The sequence below is a fragment of the Mariniflexile sp. genome (genome assembly GCF_041583155.1).
In the GTDB taxonomy this organism is placed as follows: domain Bacteria; phylum Bacteroidota; class Bacteroidia; order Flavobacteriales; family Flavobacteriaceae; genus Mariniflexile.
The window spans coordinates 1-23,191 of record NZ_JBFHGK010000045.1 but is presented as its reverse complement, the minus strand read 5'-3'; the positions used below and the strand labels follow the sequence as shown (position 1 = coordinate 23,191).

Sequence of the window (23,191 nt, the reverse complement as noted above, 5' to 3'; positions counted from 1 at the left end):
CCTGGTGTCAATATGCTTACATGTGCTAGATATTAGTGTATAACATTAAATTTTATTTCTTTATACCATTTTTTATGCTTCTTTTTTTTAAAAAACTATTCGGTTTTATTGCTGTATTTCTAGTCATGTTTTCGTGCGTTGATAATTCAGTTGAAAATTATTATTTAGTGGTTGGTGCATCTGCTACAAATGTAGAATTAAGTACCGCCAACGATTTAAAGAACGATTTGTCTAAAGTAATAGATGGAACAATTCAAATTATTACAGAATCAGATCAAGAAATATTAAAAGAAAAAGGCATTTTCTTCATTTTAGGATGTCCCCAATCCAATACGTTAATACCAGAATTAACGGCACAAACAAACATTAAACTATCCAGTGAAATACCTGGAGCAAGAGGTGGTATTTGGTCAAAAACCGTACTACCAAATGGTCAAAAAGCGATTATAATTGGAGGCTCAGATGTTGAAGGACTTCAATACGCTATTTACGACTATTCAAAAGAAATATTGGGTGTAGACCCCTTGGAATATTGGACCGGTAAATTACCTGGTAAAAAGACTACAGAAGATTTATTTAGTTTCACTTCAAAAACGATAGCACCCCCAAAAGTTCCCATGCTTACCTATTTTGAGAATGATGTAGATGAACTAGCAAACTACAGAGGGAAATTACTAGAATACGATTGGGAAAGCTATACAGAATTGATAAACTCTTTGGTGCGCCTGCGTTATAACTCTATTCAATTGTTTGATATGTTGGGTAGACCCGAATTTTTTATCCGACCAGAATACAAAGCATTAAAACCAGACTATAAAATTGATATTGATTATGTGGATAGAATGATAGATTATGCACACGAAAAAGGCATGAAAGTAGCAGTCGATTTCGCCTTAGGCTATCAAATTCACCCAATGGAAGCTGAAAAAGCAGATTGTTGGAAACGGTATAAAGAAGATTGGTTACAGGCATGGCGCTATTATTTTGAAAATACACCGTTAGCGAAAACTGATATTTTTATTTTACGCCCTCGCCACCAGGTTTGGGATTGGGAATATGAAAGTACTTGTGGAGAAAGTAAAATAGAGGTTTTTAATGAGGTTTATAAAGCCTTTGGTAATTTAGTAGACGAATACAAACCTAAGGCACAAAAAGTACTGGTTTGTTATTCTGATGGAATGGAAATGTGGAATGAAGGGTTTAGACCTCCAACAGATTGGACTGTACTTTGGTCCGACCACGGGTTTGGCGATTTTGAGCACCTTCCGAATACGACCGATGGCTATAAATTTGGAACGTACATGCATGCCGGTTATTGGTTAAACCATACAGTGCATAACCCATACCCTGAAAAAGTAGAAAAAGTCATGAAAGAGATGTTTCAAACTTATGGAGCAGACAACTATTGTTTGGTAAATGGGCAAAATTTCAGACCGTTTTTATTAAACCTAGAAGCCTATAGTGAAGTTTGTAATAATCCAGATACCTTTAATGGCGATGCCTTTTATAAAACTTGGACAGAACGTTATTTTACTAAAGAAGCGGCGCAATATGCAGTATCTTCAATGAAATGGCTGCACAAAGCACAGGAAGGACGAAAAGGTTATGTAGAGCATTTATGGGAAATTCGAGAGGCGGTTTCTTATTTGTCAAATGCACCAATAAGAAGGCCAGGTAAAACACCGATTCCTTTTGATTATAAAAGGGTGGAAGGCGATTTAGAAAATACGGCGCGCTGTCAAAATTATTTACAAAAGTCTTTAGAAGTAGCTCAAAAAGGATATCAGTTAACGCAAGAGAAAGATAATTTTTATCACGCCTATATACTGCTTCCTGTAGTTTTATATTCAGATTTGATTGCATTTGAAACCACACTTCACAATATGGCGGTTTTAAAAAAAGAGTTTGAAGACACCAAAAATAGAATTGCATTAGATGAAGCAAAAAGTTTATTGTCCAAAGCAAAAAAACAACTTGAAACTATTTACCAACGAAGAGCTTCAGGAGATTTAGACAAAAAATGGAATAATTGGTATTCTATTAAAATCCGTAGACAGAATAATGGCTTTCCTACCATTGAAATGTTAGCCGAGATTGAGTCCAATTTAAATAAAATGACACTTTAAAAATAAAATAATGAAGCTTACCCAAAGTATTAAAAGCGGAGTTGCTGGAATAGGTTTTATAATGCTCTCATTAATGTCGTGTAAAAGCGAAGATAAAAGGATATCTCTGGTTAATAAAGAAGAGGTGAGAGATTATGTCTCAAAAGTATACCCCCAGTTGGATACCGAAAATTCAAGATGGTTTTTCTTTGCTTCTGCAAGTCGGCCATTTGGCATGGTAAATTTAAGTCCAGATACAGAATTAAAAGGAGCTTGGGGTAGTGGGTACCGTTATAAATTAGATACCATAAAAGGGTTTAGTCATATTCACGCGTGGCAAATGTCGGGTGTTTCAGTTATGCCTGTAACTATTTCAGGTGTCAATAAAAAAACAGTTTATTCCGATTTTTATTCAAAATTTAGTCACGACAAGGAAAAAATAGCACCAGGTTATCATTATTTAGAACTGGATAGGTATCAAATTACTTCAGAATTAACAAGTACAAAACGTGTTGGTTTTCATCAATATGCATTTCCTAAGAATCAACAAGCAGCGATACTGTTTAATTTAAACACGTTGTTAGGGCCTTGTAAAAATTCTGGAGGATTATTAGAAAAAAACGAAGCAAAAGAACTCTCCGGAAAAATGGTTATGGAGCCTACACATAGAAGACCTAAACCGCTAACTGTTTACTTTAAGGTTATCTTAAATACCAATATTTCTTCACTAGAGCAGGATACAAAAACGGGTAATTATCTTATAAGTTTAGTCCAAACTAACGAAAAAGTTTTGATGAAAGTAGGTATTTCATATACCTCGGTAGAAAATGCAGCGAATAATATAAAAGAAGAATTACCTCATTGGAATTTTGATGATATCATATCTCAATCAAAAACAGAATGGAATGAATTACTAGGAAGAATCGATGTTAAAGGTGGCACAGAGACCAACCAAAAAAGATTTTATACCGATTTATGGCGTGCTTTGCAAGGGCGTAGAACTATTAATGATGTAAACGGTGCGTATCCCGATAATACAGGAGCAGCATTTAGAGTAGGGCAATTACCGTTAGATGCTAATGGAAAGCCTAAACACAATCATTACAATTCTGATTCTTTTTGGGGTGCACAATGGACCTTGAACACACTTTGGGGACTTGTATATCCTGAAATTATGGACGATTTTGTACATTCCTTAATGCAATATTATAAAGATGGTGGTTTGATTCCGCGAGGCCCTTCAGGTGGGAATTATACCTATGTAATGACGGGAGCATCATCAACGCCATTTATAGTAAGCGCCATTCAAAAAGGAATTGTAAAAGACGATTTAGAAGGCGTTTACCAAGCCTTGAAGAAAAACCACATGCCCGGTGGAATTATGGAGAAAGCAGGGTACGAGCACACAACCAATTTAGGTGGTGGTTTAAAATATTACATAGAAAAAGGATTTGTGCCTTACCCGATTCCAGAAGGTAACTTTGGCGGGCATCAAGATGGAGCAAGCCTTACGATGGAATATGCATACCAAGACTGGACGCTTGCACAATTAGCAAAAAAATTGAATCATCACGAAGATTATGATTATTTTATGACCCGTTCAAAAAATTATAAAAATGTATTTGATGCAGAAACAGGTTGGATGCGACCAAAAAACGTAGATGGCATTTGGAAAAAAGATTTCGATCCTTATCAACCAGAAAATGGTTTTATAGAATCCAACGGCGCACAATCTACCTGGTTTGTTCCGCATGATCTTCAAGGTTTAGCCATTTTAATGGGAGGTGAAGATAAAGCGGTTGAAAAATTAAATAATCAGTTTATCGAAGCTGAAAAATTAGGTTTTACAGCAGGTAATTCACATGCACAAGAATTACATCCAGAGTATAGTAGAATACCAATCAATTTTGGAAATCAACCCTCGATACAAACGTCTTTTATTTTCAATCAATTAAACAGACCAGACTTAACGCAATATTGGACCCGGTATGTTGTTAAGAAAGCCTTTAGTGGTTTGGGACCAAATACGGGTTATAATGGTGATGAAGACCAAGGTTTAATGGGTAGTTTAAATGTGCTTTTAAAAATTGGCTTGTTTCAAATGAATGGTGGTACCGAAGAAAATCCAGAATATCAAATAGGAAGCCCTGTTTTTGACCAAATTACTATTAAATTGAATCCAAAATATTATTCAAATAAAACATTTACTATCAAAACTATTAATAATAGTCCAGCAAATGTTTTTGTGAATAAAGTAACTTTGAATAACAAATCCGTCGAATATTATAAAATTCCACAAAGTGCTATTGTAAATGGTGGCGAATTAATTTTAGAAATGTCGAATACAACAAATCATAATAAATAGTAATTATCAATGAAACTAAAACTTATAGTTCTTGCACTTTTTATTACTACGTTTTCAGCGTTTTCACAGCTTAAAAACAAACCCGAACTCGATGAAAATTTCATGGATATGGGCTTTGGTATTTTTGTGCACTGGAGTTTAGATTCACAATTGGGGAGTGTAATAAGTCACTCCTTAGTAGGGGCTTCAAATGATTATGTGAAAAAGTATTTTAACGAACTTCCTAAAACATTTTACCCTAATAAATTTGATCCGGATGAATGGGCGAGATTATTCAAATTAACAGGCGCAGAGTATGTAGTTTTTACTACCAAACACCACAATGGTTTTTGCATGTGGGACACCAAAACTACCGACTTCAACATTATGAATACGCCTTACGGAAAAGATATCACAGCTGAACTTTTTACCGCCTTGCGTAAACACGGTTTAAAGGTAGGGGTGTATTTTTCGCCAGAAGATTTTAGTTTTCTAGATAATCAAGGGGAGTTAATTTCACGTAACAGCATCAAGAGCCAGATTACAGAAAATGCAGAATTATTGGAATATGATAAAAAGCAAGTAAAGGAACTGGTTACCAATTACGGACAAATTGATGTCATCTTTTTTGATGCTTTTAAAACAGGCCCTATCGTGCAGTATGTACATTCTTTAGACCCAAATATTGTAGTTACCCGTGGGGAAATGCAAACTCCTGAGCAAAAAATTCCAGATGGGGCAATGCCTGGTCCATGGGAAACGTGTATGACTATGGGCACACAATGGGCATACAAACCAACCAATGAAACTTACAAAAGTGGTACAGAATTAATAGAAAAACTGATAGAAATTCGTGCTAAAGGGGGTAATTTCTTGATGAATATTGGTCCGAAGCCTAATGGAGAAATACCCATAGAACAAGAAGAACGTCTGCGTGAAATAGCACTGTGGATGTATGTTAATGAAGAAGGTGTTAAAAATGTACGAACGGTACCGACCATTATAAGAGATGGCGACATGTGGTTTACAAAAGGCAAAAACGATAATACAGCGTATGTGTTTATAACCGGTCAAAAAGATTGGTTTAAAGGTTTTAGAAGAAACTTTCTTTTAAAGAATATGAAAGCTACAGCAAAAACAACTATTTCGGTGCTAGGACAAAATGATTTGGTGGTGGAATACTGGCCAGAAAACACACCAACATCCAGGTTTACGCAGCATAAAGACCTACTTGAAATCTCAATTAGTAGAGCACAACGGCTTTATAATGATAAAATTTGGCCAAATCCTATTGTAGTTAAAATAACCAACGTAGAATTTATTAAGAAATAAGACTTTAAGGTTTATTCGAAAATAATTATAAAGTAATAGCTCATGATTAAAACAGTTTTTTCAAGAAATTTCTATTTTACTTTAGTTTTAATAGGTGTTTTAATTTCCAATGCCTTCGCGCAATCTACGGATAAAATGGCGTGGTGGAAAGATGCCAAATTCGGCATGTTTTTACATTGGGGATTGTATTCTCAAACGGCAGGTTATTGGGATGGCCATATAGCCAAAGGGAACGAGCATTTTATGATACATGAGAAAATCTCTTTAAAAGACTACGGAAAAATTGCAGATGATTTTAATCCAATAAATTTTGATGCAGAAAAATGGGTGCTAACGGCTAAAAATGCGGGAATGAAATACATTATCATCACCTCAAAACATCACGATGGTTTTGCGATGTTCGATTCGCCTTCAAACGATTATAATATCGTTGAACGAACGCCGTATGCTAAAGACCCGATGAAGGCATTGGTAGATGCTTGCCATAAACACGACATGAAATTTGGGTTTTACTATTCTTTAGGACGTGATTGGGAAGATCCAGATGTAGCTACCGACTGGCCTTTTAAAGGTGGTAGGAGTAATTTAGTCGATTATCCAGACGAAGATATAAAAGTATATAGTCGCTATTTTGAACGTAAGGTGAAACCACAAATAAAGGAGCTACTTACGCAATATGGGAAAATTGATGTGGTTTGGTTCGATACTCCAGAATTGATTAGTCCAGAAGAAAGTAAAGAATTACGAGAACTCATATTAAACCTTCAACCGCATTGTATTATTAATAGTCGCATTAAACACGGGTTTGGTGATTATGAAGTTAAAGAGCAGGAAATAAAAGAAAGTTTAGAAGTAAAGCCTTGGGAAGCCTGTATTACCATGGGTAAAAACTGGGGCTATATTGAATATGATACCATTTATAAATCATCTGAATTAATGACCCGACAATTACTAGAAATAGTAAGTAAAGGCGGAAATTTATTGTTGAATAATGGTCCTACTGGAAAAGGAGAAATTACCGACTTAGCCCAAGAACGATTGGCAGAAATTGGAGTTTGGATGAAACAAAATGCAGAAGGAATTTATGGCACTAAACCATGGAACGTGCAAGGTGAACGCCTTGCTGCAGCCCAAAAAAACACCGAAAAAGTTACAGTTTCAGAAGAAGAAAACACCATGAAAGATAACTTGAAAGATGAAACATCTAAAGACATTTTTCCTGAAGTAAGATTCACATTTAAAGATGGATTTATATACGCATATGTATGTAGTGCTACTGAAAAGGAAGTTGTAATAAAAGCATTATCGACTAAAACGGAAGCGAAAATTAAGTCGATAAGTCGATTGAATACTTCGGAAAAAGTAACATGGAGGCAAAATAAAGAAGGCTTAAAAATAGAGATGCCTGCTTATAATGAAAATGAAATTCCTATAACTAGTTTCAGAATTCAACTAAAATAGAAATTTAATAGAATTAAAATACCACATAAAAAAATGACGCTAAAAAAGGGTATCCTATTTATTTTAATCATAGTTCCAATCATTGGTTTTACACAAACAACGTACACGTTTCAAAATCAGGAGCTTTCAATAGAAACAAGAGTGAAAGACTTGTTACAACGCTTAACTATTGAAGAAAAAGTTTCTATGTTAATATCTACAGCAGAAGCCATTCCGCGTTTAGAAGTCGATAAATATTATCATGGTAATGAAGCTTTGCACGGCGTTGTAAAAGGTGGTCGGTTTACTGTATTTCCTCAGGCCATAGCGCTATCGGCCACTTGGAATCCCGATTTAATTTATAAAGTATCTTCAGCAATTTCAGATGAAGCACGAGCAAAATGGAATTTTTATAATCAAGGTAAAGATCAAAAAAACGTTTATAGCGATTTACTAACATTTTGGTCGCCAACCATCAATATGGCAAGAGACCCAAGATGGGGAAGAACACCAGAAACTTATGGTGAAGATCCGTATTTAACCAGCAGAATTGGGGTTTCTTTTGTGAAAGGCTTACAGGGTAATGATAAAAAGTATTTAAAAGTAGTTTCTACACCTAAACATTTTGTCGCTAACAATCAAGAAGATAATAGATTTGCATACAATGCCAATGTTTCAGAAAGAGCACTCCGTGAATATTATTTTCCAGCTTATAAAGCCACCATTCAAGAAGGAAATGCACAATCTATAATGAGTGCCTACAATGCAATTAATGGGGTGCCGAGTACTGCCAATAATTGGCTTTTAAACACTGTTTTAAGAGACGAATGGAGGTTTCAAGGCTATGTGGTAAGCGATTGTGGCGCACCTTCTTATTTAGTGAAATCGCACAAATTTGTGGACACCAAAGAACAAGCGGCAAAAGCGGCCATAGAAGCTGGTTTAGATTTGGAATGTGGGAATGATATTTACGCAAATCATTTATTATTGGCGTATCAAAAAGGTTTGGTCTCTCAAGAAAGTATTGATAAAGCGACCGAAAGAATTTTAACAGCACGTTTTAAATTGGGTATTTTCGATAGTACAGATAATAATCCGTATACTAAAATATCGCTAGAAGTTATTGGTTCAAAAAAACATCAAGATTTAGCGCTAGAAGCTTCAAGACAATCCATCGTGCTTCTGAAAAATGAAAATAACACATTGCCTTTAAATATCAATAAAATTAAGAAAATTGCCGTTGTAGGTTTTAATGCTAACCAAGTCGTTTTTGGTGATTATAGTGGATTGCCAGTTATTAAACCTATATCGCCACTTGAAGGTATTATCAATAAAGTGGGGGAAAAGGCAGAAGTCACTTATCTTAAATGGAAAACAGCAGCAAGAAACCTAAACTTTATTGAAGCAGAAAATTTAAGAAATGACTTTAATGATGAAAAAGGTTTGTATGCCGAATATTATGATGATAAATTCCTAACAGGAACACCACAAACGCGGGTAGATAAAGAAGTGAATTTCGATCCTGTAAACAATCCTCCAGATCCGTATACGAATTACAGACATAAGTCGATGCGATGGACCGGGTATCTCATACCAAATGTATCAGGAGCTTATAAAATAGGCGTGAATTCTGATGATGGCATTCGCTTGTGGTTGAATAATGAATTGGTAGTAGATGATTGGCGTAACCGCGGAGCTACTACCGATCAAGTAGAAATAACCATGGAAGCTGGTAAAAAATATGCGATTAAGCTCGAATATTTTGATAATGGTGGAGATGCCGTTTGTCAATTACTTTGGGAAGTGCCCGATAACAAAAGCGGTGATCTGTATGAAGAAGATATCGTGGCTGCAAAAACAAGCGATTATGTAATTGCCATTATGGGAATTAATAAAACGATTGAAAAGGAAGGTAAAGATAGAGAATCATTAGACTTACCTCAAGACCAAATCGAGTATTTAAAAACCATTTATGCTGCAAATAAAAATACCATAGTGGTTTTGGTTGCGGGAAGTTCGTTAGCTATTAATTGGATGGACGATAACATTCCTGCCATTGTGGATGCTTGGTATCCCGGAGAAGCAGGTGGAACAGCTATCGCCGATGTGTTGTTTGGTGATTACAATCCAGCCGGAAGACTGCCATTTACGTTTTATAAATCATTATCAGATTTACCACCAATGGACGATTACGAAGTATTTAACGGCAGAACCTATATGTATTTTGAAGGGGAAGCGCTTTATCCTTTTGGCTATGGTTTGAGCTATACTGAATTTGAGTATAATCGAATGAAAACAAAACAGATAGGTGAAAAAATAATAGTTTCTACGACTATAAAAAATATTGGAAATTATGATGGTGATGAAGTGGTTCAATTGTATTACAAAGCGCCTGAATCATCTGTAAAAAGACCTTTAAAAAAACTTGTTGGCTTTAAGAGAGCATCCGTAAACAAAGGAAATTCAACTAAAGTGGAATTTGAAGTTTCTAAAAAATACTTACAATATTGGGATGAAAAAACAAAACAATGGACTTTTGCTGGCGGTGTGTATGAGTTTATGATTGGGGCTTCATCTAAAGATATTAAATTGCAAAAAACAATTTCATTTAAATAGAATATGAAACTACAACTAAGCGCTATAATTCTTTTTTTTTCTTTTTTTATTTCTGCACAAAATAGAGAAGTTCTTTATTTATGGCCAGATGAAGTACCAGGAGAAACACAACCTAAACATGAACCCGTTCAAACTGATAATACAAGCGAAGATGTTGTAAGGCTGACTAATATTAACAATCCATCCCTAACTGTTTTTATGACTGAGACGCCTAACGATTCCAAGGGAGCAATTATAGTCTCACCAGGAGGTGGTTACAGTATATTAGCTATAGATAAAGCTGGATATGAAATTGCCGAATGGTTAAATAGTTTAGGCTATACAGCTTTTGTGTTGCAATATCGAGTACCAAAAAAACGAATAGGTGCTTTACAAGATATACAACGCGCCATAAGAACGGTACGAAGTAAAGCATCAGTTTATAATTTAAATCCTCAGAAAATTGGCGTTATAGGTTTTTCAGCTGGAGGTCATTTATCTGCTTTGGCATCAACTAGCTATAAAAAGGATTCTTATTTAAAAATAGATGGTATAGATGCATTATCTAGTCGCCCAAATTTTTCTATGCTTATATACCCTGCTTATTTAGATAAGGGAGAGAATAGAAGTTTAAGCCCAGAATTAATAATAGATGAGCATACAGCTCCGGCTTTTGTTTTTGGTACCATGGATGACCCTCATGGAAATAGTTCTTTAGTAATAGCATCTGCATTAAGAGATAAAAAAGTACCTATAGAATTGCATATGCTGCATGAAGGCGGTCATGGCTATGGATTACGAAAAGGCAATATAGCAGCAGAAACTTGGACAGATTTAGCTGAAATATGGTTAAGTAAAATGGTTAAATCTAGAGAAATAGATAAGTATCAAAGAACTATTAATTTTCCAAAAGTTGTTGAGTTTCCAGAAAAAATTCCAAAAAAGAAAGAGGTTTGGGTTTTTTTAATGGCTGGTCAATCTAATATGGCAGGTCGTGGTTTTGTAGAACCACAAGATACTATTTCCAATGCACGTATTTTAACAATAAATAAGCAAAATGAAATTATCCTAGCCAAAGAACCGCTTCATTTTTATGAACCTACATTGGGTGGATTGGATTGTGGCATGTCATTCGCCAGTAATCTTTTAAAAGATGTTCCAGAAAACGTAAGCATATTGCTAGTACCCACAGCTATCGGTGGTAGTCCTATAACTAAATGGATTAATGATTCTCCGCATCGTGATGTGAAATTGCTGTCAAATTTTAAAGAGAAAGTTGTTTTAGCTAAAAAGTATGGAAAAATAAAAGGTGTATTATGGCATCAAGGAGAAAGTGATGCTAATAAAAAAGATATTCCGCATTACGATAAAAACTTAACCACTTTATTTAAAACGTTCAGAAAATATTTTGCAAATAGGAAGTTGCCCATTTTAATTGGAGAACTTGGATCGTATTCAAAAAATAAAGACTCATGGGATACAATAAATAGTATTATAAATGCTCATGCTTTAAAAGATGACCAAATTTCTATTATTAAAACTTCTGATTTGAAAGATAAGGGTGATGAATTGCATTTTAACTCAGAAGGTCAAAGAACTATAGGTAAACGGTTTGCCGGGGCATATATTGATTATATAGAACCTAAAAAAGAATAGTATGTTAAAAGCTAGTACAAGCATATATTTATTAATTGTATTTTCTTTTTTAGCTTGTGATAATACATATATTCGTCTTAACAATGTACAAGTTATAGGAAGTCATAACTCTTATAAAATTCCAATTGAAAAACCATTATTTAATTATTTGTTGTCATTAGATTCTACGAAAGCAAAAGCACTACAATATGGACATGTTTCATTAGTAGAGCAGTTAAATTTAGGTTTACGAAATTTAGAGTTAGACGTTTTTCACGACCCATTAGGCGGACATTTTTCAAACCCTAAAGGATTAGAAATTGTAAAAAAAATGGGAAGCGAACCTTTAAAATTTGATGAAGATAGAAAATTAAAACAACCTGGTTTAAAAATGTTCCATGTTCAGGATATTGATTTTAGAAGCCATCATTTGTTGTTTAAGGAAGGTTTGGAAGCCTTAAAAAATTGGTCGGAAGCGAATCCAAATCACAGTCCCGTTTTCATTTTGATAAATGCCAAAGACCAAAAAGTAGCAGGAACAAGAGAGCCTTTAACGTTTACTAAAGCGGCATTAGATAGTATTGATATTGAAATTAAATCTGTTTTTTCAGATAAAAAATTAATAACACCAGATTTAATGCGCAGTGATTTTGAAACCCTTGAAGCCGCTATTCTAACAAAAGGATGGCCAAGTTTAAAGACGTTAAAAGGCCGGTTTTTGTTTGTTCTAGATGAAAAGGAAGATAAAATAAATAGTTATTTGGAAGGGCATCCGTCTTTAAAAAACAGAGTTTTATTTGTGAATAGCAAAGAAGGAAACCCCGAAGCTGCATTTCGAATAGTGAATAATCCTGTGAATGATTTCGATTATATAAAAGATTTGGTTTCTAAAGGATATTTAGTTCGTACGCGCGCGGATGCCGATACTAAAGAAGCCCGTACAAATTCTTATGAAAAGTTTGAAAAAGCAAAGGCATCGGGCGCACAAGTTATTTCAACCGACTATTATGTGCCATCTACTTTATTTGAATCTCAATATAAAGTGATTTTTGAAGATGGTACTTATGAAAAAATAAAAAAATAGCATCATGTTTAAAAACACACTTCTTCTATTAATCTGTTTTCAGGTTGCAGTTTTAAATTCTCAAAATCAAGGGGTTTCGGAGTTTACAATTGTAGATGAAAACATGTCGACTTCTATTTTAATTGATAAAAAAGATGCGAAAGTAGTGCAAATCGCTGCCGATATTTTAGCAAAAGATGTTTTTAATATTTCAAGTAAAAATATTTCAGTCGATGCTAAAAAAGGCAATAATTCTCAAATAATACTTGCCGGTACTATTGGTAGAAATAGTTGGATTGATGCCCTTATTACAAAAGGAAAAATGGATGTTTCTCAGTTTAAAGGGCAATGGGAACGCTACGCGATTCAGGTTGTAGAAAACCCCATGAAAGGCGTTGATAAAGCGTTAGTTGTAGTAGGAAGCGATAGAAGAGGAACAGCGTACGGTCTTTTAGAACTTTCTAGAATGATAGGAGTGTCGCCATGGGAATGGTGGGCAGATGTAAGGCCAGATAAACGCGAAAATATTAAGATTACTATCGAAAATAAGGTATCTAAAAGTCCGTCAGTAAAATACAGAGGCGTCTTTTTGAATGATGAAGATTGGGGCTTACAACGTTGGGCTGCCTTAAATTTTGAACCAGAAACTGGCGATATTGGCCCTAAAACCTATGCGAAAGTATTCGAATTGTTATTGCGATTACGCGCCAATACCATTTGGCCCGCGATGCATTCTAGTACAAAACCATTTTATTCGTATCCATACAATAAATTGGTAGCCGATGATTATGCTATTGTAGTTGGTACCTCGCATGCAGAACCTATGTTGAGTAATTTTAATACGGAATGGAAACATGCTACCATGGGAGAATATCGATACGATACAAATTCTGAAACCATAAAGAATTTCTTTAAAAAGCGTGTAAAAGAAACTGCTAAATTTGAAGGTATTTATACTACAGGAATGCGTGGGGAACACGACTCGCCCATGATTGTGGGAGAGGATGATACCGATTCGCAAGTAAAACTGCTGGAGCAAGTTATTACAGATCAACGTAATATTTTAAAATCAGAAACTAAAAAGAACCCAAACACTATTCCACAGGCTTTTGTACCCTATAAAGAAGTGCTAAAATATTACCAAAGTGGGTTAAAATTACCAGAAGATATTACATTGGTTTGGACGGATGATAACTATGGGTATATCCGCCAGTTAAGTAATCCCGAAGAGCAAAAAAGAACGGGTGGCGCTGGGGTGTATTATCATACCTCATATTGGGGAAGACCGCACGATTATTTATGGTTGAATTCTACAAACCCCGTTTTAATGTGGGAAGAAATGTCGAAAGCCTACGAGTTTCAATCTAAAGATATTTGGATTTTAAATTGTGGCGATATCAAACCACATGAATACAATATCGAACTGTTTTTAGATATGGCTTGGGATATGAGTGATTTTGAAAAAAGCACTTCCGTGAAAAATCATATGATGGATTGGTTTGCACGAGAATTTGGAAAAGCTTCTGCCAAAGAAATCACCGAGCTGATGTTCGAAAATAACCGATTAGCTTATGTACGAAGACCTGAGTTTATGGCATGGAGTCAAGTAGAACCCGTAACGAAAGAAGGAGAAACTGAATTAACGCAGTTTCATTATAATGATGAGGTTTCGGCTAGAATTGAAAGCTATCAGAATCTCATAGAAACGACCGAAAGTTTATACGAGTCCATAAGCGATAACAGGAAAGATGCTTTTTATCAACTGGTATATTATCCTGTTATTGGTGCTTCAAAATTAAACCAAAAGTGGTTATATAGTTTTAAAAATAAATTTACAGCAAAGCAGAATCGTGAAAGTGCTAATTATTTTGGTGCGCTTTCAAAAGAATCCTATTTAAGAATTGAGAAAGAAACCAATTATTACAATACGAAACTTAATAACGGCAAATGGAATTATATCATGTCGATGGCACCTCGATTTTTACCTGTTTTTGCACAACCAGCATTAGCTTATGTTAAAACAGAAGCGAAGGCACGTTTAGGCTTGGCATTAGAAGGTTATCAAATGGAAGTAAATCAGGAGGTTATTAATAGTTACGCCGATGTGTTACCAGTTTTTAATAGCTACACCAATAGCAGTTATTTTATTGATGTGTTTGTAAATGGAGAAGGCATAGTCAATTGGGAGGCAAAACCCAAAGTAGAATGGATAAGGCTATCAGAAAGTAAAGGAACACTAAACACCAATTCTGGTAAAGCAGAAAAACGAATTTGGGTAACGATAGATTGGGATAAAGTTCCCAAAGGTGAGAATAAAAAAGAAGCACCATTGGGTCACGATTTTCAGTTAATTCCACCAAGTTATAAAGTAAATAGTGCCATAGATTTTATATCGGAAGGTAAAACAACCACAATCGGTATCTCTGTTTATAATCCTAAATTAGAAGCCTTAAAAAATTCCAAAGGCTTTGTGGAAGACAAAGGTTTTGTATCTATCAATGCGGAAAATTTTACAAGTAAAAAAGATGGGCAAGGGGCACATTGGGAGATCTTTGAAGGCATGGGTTATACTAATAAGGTAATTACTGCATTACCACGAAATGCTACTCCAATTTTAAAATCAGATGAAATTAAAGTTAAGAGTCCTGTGTTAGAATATGATTTTTATACCTTTAATTTTGGCGAAGTTGTTGTAAACTTGCAGGCAGTACCAACTCATGCGCCACATGCAGGCGTAGGGGTACGTTGTGCTGTTGCCATCGATGATGCCCAACCTGTAATTGTAGATTTTCAAACCTTTGAACGTAGTGATGCGTGGAAACAAAATGTACTTAAAAATGCCGCAGTGCAATCTGTTAAGCAAATAGTCAATAAAGCAGGGAAGCATACCTTGAGAATTTGGATGGTAGACCCCGGAGTCATGTTAGACCAAGTGTTAATAGATTTGGGTGGTTGGAAACAAAGTTATAGCTTCCCAAAACAAACTTCAAAAGAATAGCGATTAACAAATTATGAGATTTCAAAAAGCGGTCATATTACTTTTGCTTCTTTTTACGTTGGTTTCGTGTGCTAAAAAACTAAAGCCAGAGTTAAAAAATGTACAGATTGCTTTTATTGCCGACGCTCATTTTCAAGATGTTTATGCGGAGTTTGAAGATACCGATTACAAAGGAATTAAAAATCCAGAAACAGGTGATTATGTTAATATAAGAACCATGCAGGCGCAATTAACATCCACGAGACTATTCAATGAGAATTATTTTGCTTTTTTAGCGGCCTTAGATGATATTGTTTCCAAAGGCATAAAATTTGTGGCCTTACCGGGCGATTTTAGCGATGACGGACAACCAGTTCACGTTAAAGGCTTACGAAAAATATTGGATGCATACACTGTAAAACACGGCATATTATTTTTTGCAACTACAGGTAATCACGACCCGGTAAAACCGTTTACTCAAGAAGCAGGTAAAACCGATTTTTTAGGTGAAGGCGGAAAAGAACAAGTCATAACGAGTTCTGTTAAGAATTTAAAAGCAGTTGTTGACGGACAACTAAAACCGATTATAACTTCACAAATAAAAAAATGGGGGTATCAAGAGATATTAAATGAAATGGCTCCGTTTGGTTTTTATCCGCAAAAAGAATATCTGTATTGGGAAACGCCTTTTTCAACCTATAGCTATAAGAATTATACTTTTAAAAAAGCATTGAACGAATCAGCTATAAACCAAAGAGTTTATGCCGTTGATGCCCATAATTTTCATCCAGATGTCAGTTATTTGGTTGAGCCTACACCCGGTTTATGGCTTTTAGCTATAGATGCCAATGTGTACATGCCTAATAAAGATTTAACTGGTTTTTCTGAGAATCCAAAAGATTTTTCAGGTGCCAGTATTGGTTATAATCAGGTGCTATTGCAAAAAAGTCATTTGATTAATTGGGTTAAAAAAGTATCAGATGAAGCCAAACAAAATGGAAAAATTTTGATTGCTTTTAGTCATTATCCCTTGGTAGATTTTAATGATGATGCGTCAGAAGAAATGAAAGCATTATTTGGTAAAGATAAAATGCAATTACACCGTGTGCCGAATGAAGATGTAGCGCAAACATTTGCGGATGCTGGTATTCAAATTCATATAGGCGGGCACATGCATATTAACGATACAGGGGTGCGGATCAGTAGAAATGGTAATACGTTGTTCAATATTCAAAGTCCATCATTAGCAGCCTACATGCCAGCATATAAAATTTTATCCATAAATAGCAATTCCGAATTTGAAGTAGAAACGGTGGTGATAGATTCGGTTGCTAATTTTAATAGTTTGTTCCCGTTGTATCATCAAGAGTATGCACATTTAAAAGCCATAACAACGCCTTCTATTTGGGATAAAGCTATTTTAAAGGCTGAAAATTATAAATTGTTTACGCAATGGCATTTAAAGGAATTGGTTCGTTTAAGGTTTTTACCCGATGATTGGCCAGAAGCATTTTCTCAAACTATTTTGAATGCGTCTGGTGCAGAGTTGTTAATGCTGCACACTTTAAATAAAGAAGAAATTAATCTGAAATTAGCAGCAGAAAAATTATCTTTAAGTGATTTTGAGTCCTGGACAGGCTTCGACTTAATTTATGATTTTTATAGATTACATAGTGCAGACGAATTAGCCATACCAGATATTGGGTTAAATCGGTTAAAGCAGTATGAACTAGTTTGCGAGCAATTTATAAATTCTGGTGATGAATTGTTTAAGCTTTGGGGTGCTATTTTTAAAAAGGCAACGAATGGTCAACCATCAAATCATTTTAAAATACATTTAAATTCAAATACCATTGAAAGATTAAAACCATAATTTACATTTATAAATAAACTTTAGTGAGGCATCATTTTTTTATAGCGTTTTTAGTTTTTATGTCATTTTTTTGTGCTCAATCACAGAACATAAAATTTGAACATTATAACGATAATAATGGACTGTCTCATAATTCTATAAGGCACATTGTACAGGATAAGTATGGTTTTTTATGGATAGGAACATTTTCAGGGCTTAATCGTTTTGATGGTTATGAATTTAAGTCGTATACCACGAATCTGCAAGGAGATAATAAAATTCAAAATGATGATATTACAGATTTAAAGTATGATGAAGCATCAAATAGCCTTTGGATAGGAACACGTAAAGGCTTGACGCTTTTTAAAACAGATACACATAAATTTACAACATACGTACCACAGCCAAACATCCCTAATAGTTTGCCAGACGAAGAGATTCGTTCGGTATTTGTTGATAAGTTTAAAAGAGTTTGGGTAGGAACTAAAACAAAAGGAGTTCATATTTTTTATCCAGATGAAAATCGATTTGAAAAGGTAGAAATAAAAGGTTTCAATTATATAAAAGAGATTTTTGAAGATAAAAAGGGTAATCTTTGGATAGGTAGTTATGAAACAGGTTCTGTAGCAAAAATATCATTAAACCAAAAAGGAGGCATCAACCAAATTATAGCGTATTCATTAGATATTCCTTATTCAATTGATAAAAACCCATACATAAATTTTATATACGAAGACGCCAAGGCTGATATTTTTGTTGGCACAAGAGAAGGTCTTTATAAATTAAATAAGGCCACAAATAATTTTGTAAATCTGTATATTAAAGAAGCCGCTGTTCGAGACGAGTTAGGTCCCTACTTCTTATCGGTAGCATTGGCGCCCGATGGAAAATATTGGGTGGGAACACTTGGTGGTTTATTAGTCTGTAAGCAATTAGAAGACATTGCTCAAGGCGTTTTTAAGAACCATTATGCCATATTATCAGACAATTCATCTTTGGTCGATAATTTGGTTTCTGCGTTATATTTTGATAAATCTGGTGTTCTTTGGATTGGTACAGAAGATGGTTTAGATAAATACGACCCGTATGAAAACCAATTCACACTTAATAAAGATATTTCCTCATATGTTGGTAATAAGGCTCCTAGAATAAGAGGGTTTTCTAAAACATTTGATGGAAAAATAATCGTTGCTACAAGACATAACGGATTGTTTATTTCAGACAATAATCGTTTTATTCCATTGAGTAATCATCAAAATGACATTGCCAGTATTTTTTCTGTCGATGGTAAAATCCTTTATTGTGGCTTATGGAATGGAAAAGTTTTGGTTTATAATTATATAAACAACACCTCTAAAGTTATCGATGTTGGCTTTAAACAATCACCAATTTTTGCTTTTGAATATATTGGAGGCGAGCAGTTTATTCTAGGGTCTTTCGGTGAAGGTGCCGTATTTTTAAATACTAAAACACAAAAGTCATTGACTTCGGAAGGGATACTTTTACCAAATTACGAAATAAATGAAGTAATTAAAGATGCCGCTGGTTCTATATGGTTTGCTACAGAAACCGGAGTTGTTAAGTACAATCTAACGTCTAAAACTTTTGAGTCTTTTAGAGCTTCCTCTAATCCCGATAAAGGACTTCCACATGATAATGTTAGTGATATTTCTTTTGATGATACGGGTCGACTTTGGGCTGCTACACGAAAAGGAATAAGTTTTTTTGATGTAAAAATTAACGACTTTATACCAATAAAATCGCCTAACGAACTTGCCGGTAAGTGGGTTACCGATATTGTCACCGATACTAATGGCGATTTGTGGTTAAATATGAACAATAATAGCATTGCAAGGCTTAAGAAAAACCATAATGACTTTAATATTTATCACGTAAATAGTGGGAATAGATTAGATGTTTTTAGCTCCAGTGGATTCTATAACTTTGGAAATTCTAATATTTATTTAGGAGGTAAAAATGGAATTATTTATTTTTCGCCTTATACGATTCAGGAAAATCAAATATCACCAAATCCGATAATTACGGAATTTAAAATTCAGAATAAGGAAATACTACCAGGTCTAGAAATTAATGACCAAGTACCACTAGTAGAAGATTTAAATGAGACCAAAAGTGTAGAGCTTAATTATAAAAACAGAAATTTTTCTATTCAATTTTCGGCACCATCCTATGCAAATGAAAAGCTAAATAAGTTTGAATATATGTTAGACGGGTTCGATAAAAACTGGATTTCTGCTAGCAGTAATTCTAGAACTGTTCAATACACCAATTTATTTCCAGGTGATTATGTGTTTAAAATTAAAGCGAGTAATAGTGATGGCAATTGGAGCAATGTGGTGTCCTATAATATAAAAATAACACCACCTTTTTGGTTAACCTATCAGGCACTTTTATTATTTCTATTGTTTTTGTTTTTAATTAGTTACTTTATAAGGAAGGAAATTAAAAACCGTATTCGATTAAAACAAGAGTTAGTTACAGAAAAAGTTAATAGAGAACGCGATATTAAGTTGAATAACGAAAAACTTAGATTTTTTACTAACATTTCTCATGAGTTAAGAACACCTTTAACCCTTATTTTAGGTCCTGTAAAACAATTAATAGAAGAAGCGAAAGAGAGTAGTACAGAATATCAAAAAAGCAGGTATAATTTAATACATCAAAATGCCAGCAGACTTTTAAATCTGGTAAATCAGGTGCTTGATTTTAGAAAAGCCCAAACGGGTGAATTAAAACTTAAAGTATCTAAAACAGATATTCTTCTGTACACTAAAAACACCTTCGACTCATTTAAAGAATTTGCATATAACAAGCATATTGAGTTAAATTTTAATACTGAAGACGAAGCGTTTTTTGGTTGGATTGATCGCGATAAATATGATAAAATTCTATACAATCTATTGTCTAATGCAATCAAATTTACCAATAAATATGGGCACGTAGAATTGTATGTGAGGATGAAAGATGATAAGAATGAGAACTTAGTTATTGAGGTGAGTGATGACGGTATTGGTATCCCCTTGAAAAGTCAGGAAAAGATTTTTACAAGATTTTATCAAGCAACCAATAGTAAAGAAAATAATACGGGTTCTGGTATAGGTTTATCATTAGTCAAGTCGTTGGTAGAGCTGCATAAAGGCACTATAAAAGTTGAGAGTACCCCAGGTAAGGGGAGTGTTTTTACGGTAGAAATCCCTGTAAATAGAAGTGCATATTCTAAAAAAGAGGTTTTTGAGTTTGTGTCGTCGAGCGAAAATAAACAAGAAGTACCAGAATATAGTCCAGTAAAGAAAGTAACTAATAACATAGAAATTAAGGAAAAAATATTGGTTGTTGAAGATAATTTAGAACTTAGAAAATATCTTATTGATTATTTATCTGATTATTATAAAGTGTATGAAGCCGAGAATGGTGAAGAGGGACTTCAAATCTGTCACCAAATAAAACCCATTCTATGTGTGGCAGATGTTATGATGCCCGTTATGAACGGACTGGAATTTTGTAAAGAATTAAAAAACGATGAATTTATAAGTCACATTCCAGTAATATTACTCACTGCATTATCTGAAAATGAAGATAAAGTTAAAGGCTATGACGTGGGTGCCGATGGATATATTGTAAAACCTTTTGATCCTTCATTACTAAAAACAGTGATAGTTAACATAATAAAAACAAGATTAGAGTTAAAAGCTAAATTTTCAGGCGAAATAGAAAGCGAAGTTAGTTTACTAACACATTCCCCAATCGATAAAGATTTGATGGAAAATATATCAAATCTTATAGAAGAAAACTTAAATAATGTCGATTTAACCACAAGCTTTTTGTGTAGCGCGTTAGGAATGAGTTCTTCAAAATTGTACAGAAAAGTAAAAGAATTAACAGATTTAGCACCGAACGAATTTATTAGAACTGTCCGATTAAAAAAATCGGCTCAACTCCTAAAATCAAAAAAATACAACGTGTCTGAAGTAACCAATTTAGTAGGGTTTAACGATCCCTTATATTTTAGTAAATGTTTTAAAAAGCAGTTCGGCTATTCCCCTAGTAAATTAATCAAGTAATAATTTCGTCCATATTTTTGGATGATTAATATATACTCTAAAACGTTATCCAATCTATATTTGTCATTAGACTATAATCACATCTCAATAAATTAGTCATAGAGCACGAGTGTTGTCGTCTTAATTTATATTTGGTAATTGTTATGAAAAATAGACATAAAACTAAATTTAGTATTAAATTTGAATTGAAAAAATAGATTACCAACTAACCAAAATTATTAATGAAAAATAAAAGATTTAGTATAGGTTCCGATATAGGCGGAAGCCATATAAGTTGTGCCATTATAGAAGTAGATAGTGGCGAACTATTAAACAATTCTCTAGTAAGTATAAAAGTATCCAATGCAGAGCCAAAAGAAGTTATAATAAATGCTTGGACAAAAGCCATATCAGATTGTAAAAAGCACTTGCCTGAAAATTCAGAATTCGTGGGTGTGGGTCTGGCTATTCCTGGACCTTTTGATTATGAAAAAGGAATAGGTTTATACGATAATTCAAACCAAAAATTTGTCGATTTAAAAGACGTTAATGTAAAAGACGCATTGTCTAAAAGTCTGTCATTGCCTCAAGAGCAAATCCGATTTGTAAATGATGCAACAGCATTTTCTTTAGGCTGTTTTTGGTATGGAAGCGGTAAAGGAAGTAAGCAAATGGTTGCAATAACTTTAGGCACTGGTTTTGGTTCTTCATTTATTAGTGAAGGACATGCTATAGAAGAAGGACACACCGTTCCAGAAAATGGCTATTTGTGGGATAAACCATTTAAAGATGGCATTGCAGATGATTACTTTTCTACAAGATGGTTTGTAAATAGTTTTAATGAAGTTTCAAAAGAAGAAGTTACAGGCGTAAAACGTATTGCAGAATTAGCCAAAGAAGGCAATAAAGAAGCCATGTCTTTGTTTAATGAATTCGGGCGCAATTTAGCAACCTGTTTAGCAGTGCATTTAAAAAACTTTAATGCCGACGTCGTAGTCATGGGAGGAAACATCGCTGAAGCTTTCGAATTATTTAAACCAAGTCTATATTCAGAATTAAAATCTAATGGCTTAGAAACACCCTTTAAAGTATCAGTATTAAAAGAAAGTGCAGCTATGTTAGGTGCAGCAACATTATTCAAATAGAACAAATCAGTTATGAGCAACAAAAAAGTAAAAACGTTACCAATATTTTTAGCCTTTCTATGTATGGGTTTTGGAGATGTTGTAGGACCCATGGTAAGTCTAGCAAAAGACACCTTCGAGTTAACTAATTTTTTAGCAACATTATTACCTTTTAGTGGGTTTTTAATGTTTGGTATCTTATCCATTCCCATGGGATTATACCAAGACAGAATCGGAAAAAAGAAAGTATTATTAATTGGTTTAGCAATTGCCTTTATAGGCTTAATATTGCCCATTCTTTCTGGAATGTACGGACCAAAAGTGGCTGTGGCATCGGCAGATTTACAATCTAAGTTTTATATTATTTTAGGTTCCATCTTATTGTTAGGGGCAGGGGCTACCGTCTTGCAAGTTTCAGGAAATCCAATAATGAGAGATGTATCGGCTCCTGGCCGTTTTTCAAGTAATTTATCGTTAGGGCAATCTATTAAAGCAATAGGGTCATCTTTAGGGTTTTTATTGCCTCCTTTTGCAGCCATGGCAGGAATGGACTGGACCTTGTTATTCCCAATTTATGCTGTATTGATTTTAATCACTTTTGGCTGGACAAGTACATTAAAAGTAACCGAAGTAAAGCACGAAGACGAAAAACCGGCTTCTCTA

Annotated in this window: 12 protein-coding genes; all 12 read left to right on the top strand. The window is 34.3% G+C overall.

Annotated features, from left to right (window positions below):
- Positions 1 to 74: 74 nt before the first annotated feature.
- Complete coding sequence (locus ABYI63_RS14220) at positions 75 to 2,126, top strand: glycosyl hydrolase 115 family protein (RefSeq protein WP_372757200.1); 2,052 nt, start codon at positions 75 to 77, stop codon at positions 2,124 to 2,126.
- Between the two features lie 10 nt (positions 2,127 to 2,136).
- Entirely contained in the window at positions 2,137 to 4,470 is a 2,334-nt protein-coding gene (locus ABYI63_RS14215; protein WP_372757198.1) for a GH92 family glycosyl hydrolase, read from the top strand.
- Positions 4,471 to 4,479: 9 nt separating this feature from the next.
- The gene (locus tag ABYI63_RS14210; RefSeq protein WP_372757196.1) at positions 4,480 to 5,781 is read left to right on the top strand and encodes an alpha-L-fucosidase; all 1,302 of its coding nucleotides are present in this window, start codon (positions 4,480 to 4,482) and stop codon (positions 5,779 to 5,781) included.
- 42 nt (positions 5,782 to 5,823) lie between these two features.
- Positions 5,824 to 7,242: an alpha-L-fucosidase gene (locus tag ABYI63_RS14205; RefSeq protein ID WP_372757194.1), complete on the top strand. Its 1,419-nt coding sequence runs from the start codon at positions 5,824 to 5,826 to the stop codon at positions 7,240 to 7,242.
- 33 nt (positions 7,243 to 7,275) lie between these two features.
- Positions 7,276 to 9,837, top strand: coding sequence for a glycoside hydrolase family 3 C-terminal domain-containing protein (locus tag ABYI63_RS14200; RefSeq protein ID WP_372757192.1), 2,562 nt, complete (start codon positions 7,276 to 7,278; stop codon positions 9,835 to 9,837).
- Between the two features lie 3 nt (positions 9,838 to 9,840).
- Complete coding sequence (locus tag ABYI63_RS14195; protein WP_372757191.1) at positions 9,841 to 11,472, top strand: sialate O-acetylesterase; 1,632 nt, start codon at positions 9,841 to 9,843, stop codon at positions 11,470 to 11,472.
- Position 11,473: 1 nt separating this feature from the next.
- Positions 11,474 to 12,535 carry a phosphatidylinositol-specific phospholipase C1-like protein gene (locus ABYI63_RS14190; RefSeq protein ID WP_372757189.1) on the top strand — a complete coding sequence of 354 codons (1,062 nt, stop codon included), beginning with the start codon at positions 11,474 to 11,476 and terminating at the stop codon, positions 12,533 to 12,535.
- A 4-nt stretch (positions 12,536 to 12,539) separates the two neighbouring features.
- On the top strand, positions 12,540 to 15,512 hold the full coding sequence (locus ABYI63_RS14185; protein ID WP_372757187.1) for a glycosyl hydrolase 115 family protein: 2,973 nt from the start codon (positions 12,540 to 12,542) through the stop codon (positions 15,510 to 15,512).
- A 13-nt stretch (positions 15,513 to 15,525) separates the two neighbouring features.
- Positions 15,526 to 17,364: a metallophosphoesterase gene (locus ABYI63_RS14180; RefSeq protein WP_372757186.1), complete on the top strand. Its 1,839-nt coding sequence runs from the start codon at positions 15,526 to 15,528 to the stop codon at positions 17,362 to 17,364.
- Between the two features lie 59 nt (positions 17,365 to 17,423).
- Positions 17,424 to 21,425 (top strand): two-component regulator propeller domain-containing protein, encoded by a 4,002-nt coding sequence (locus tag ABYI63_RS14175; RefSeq protein WP_372757185.1) that lies wholly within the window; start codon positions 17,424 to 17,426, stop codon positions 21,423 to 21,425.
- 221 nt (positions 21,426 to 21,646) lie between these two features.
- Positions 21,647 to 22,549 (top strand): ROK family protein, encoded by a 903-nt coding sequence (locus ABYI63_RS14170; protein ID WP_372757184.1) that lies wholly within the window; start codon positions 21,647 to 21,649, stop codon positions 22,547 to 22,549.
- A gap of 12 nt (positions 22,550 to 22,561) precedes the next feature.
- The coding region (locus ABYI63_RS14165) for a sugar MFS transporter (RefSeq protein ID WP_372757182.1) at positions 22,562 to 23,191 on the top strand (630 nt) is incomplete at its 3' end.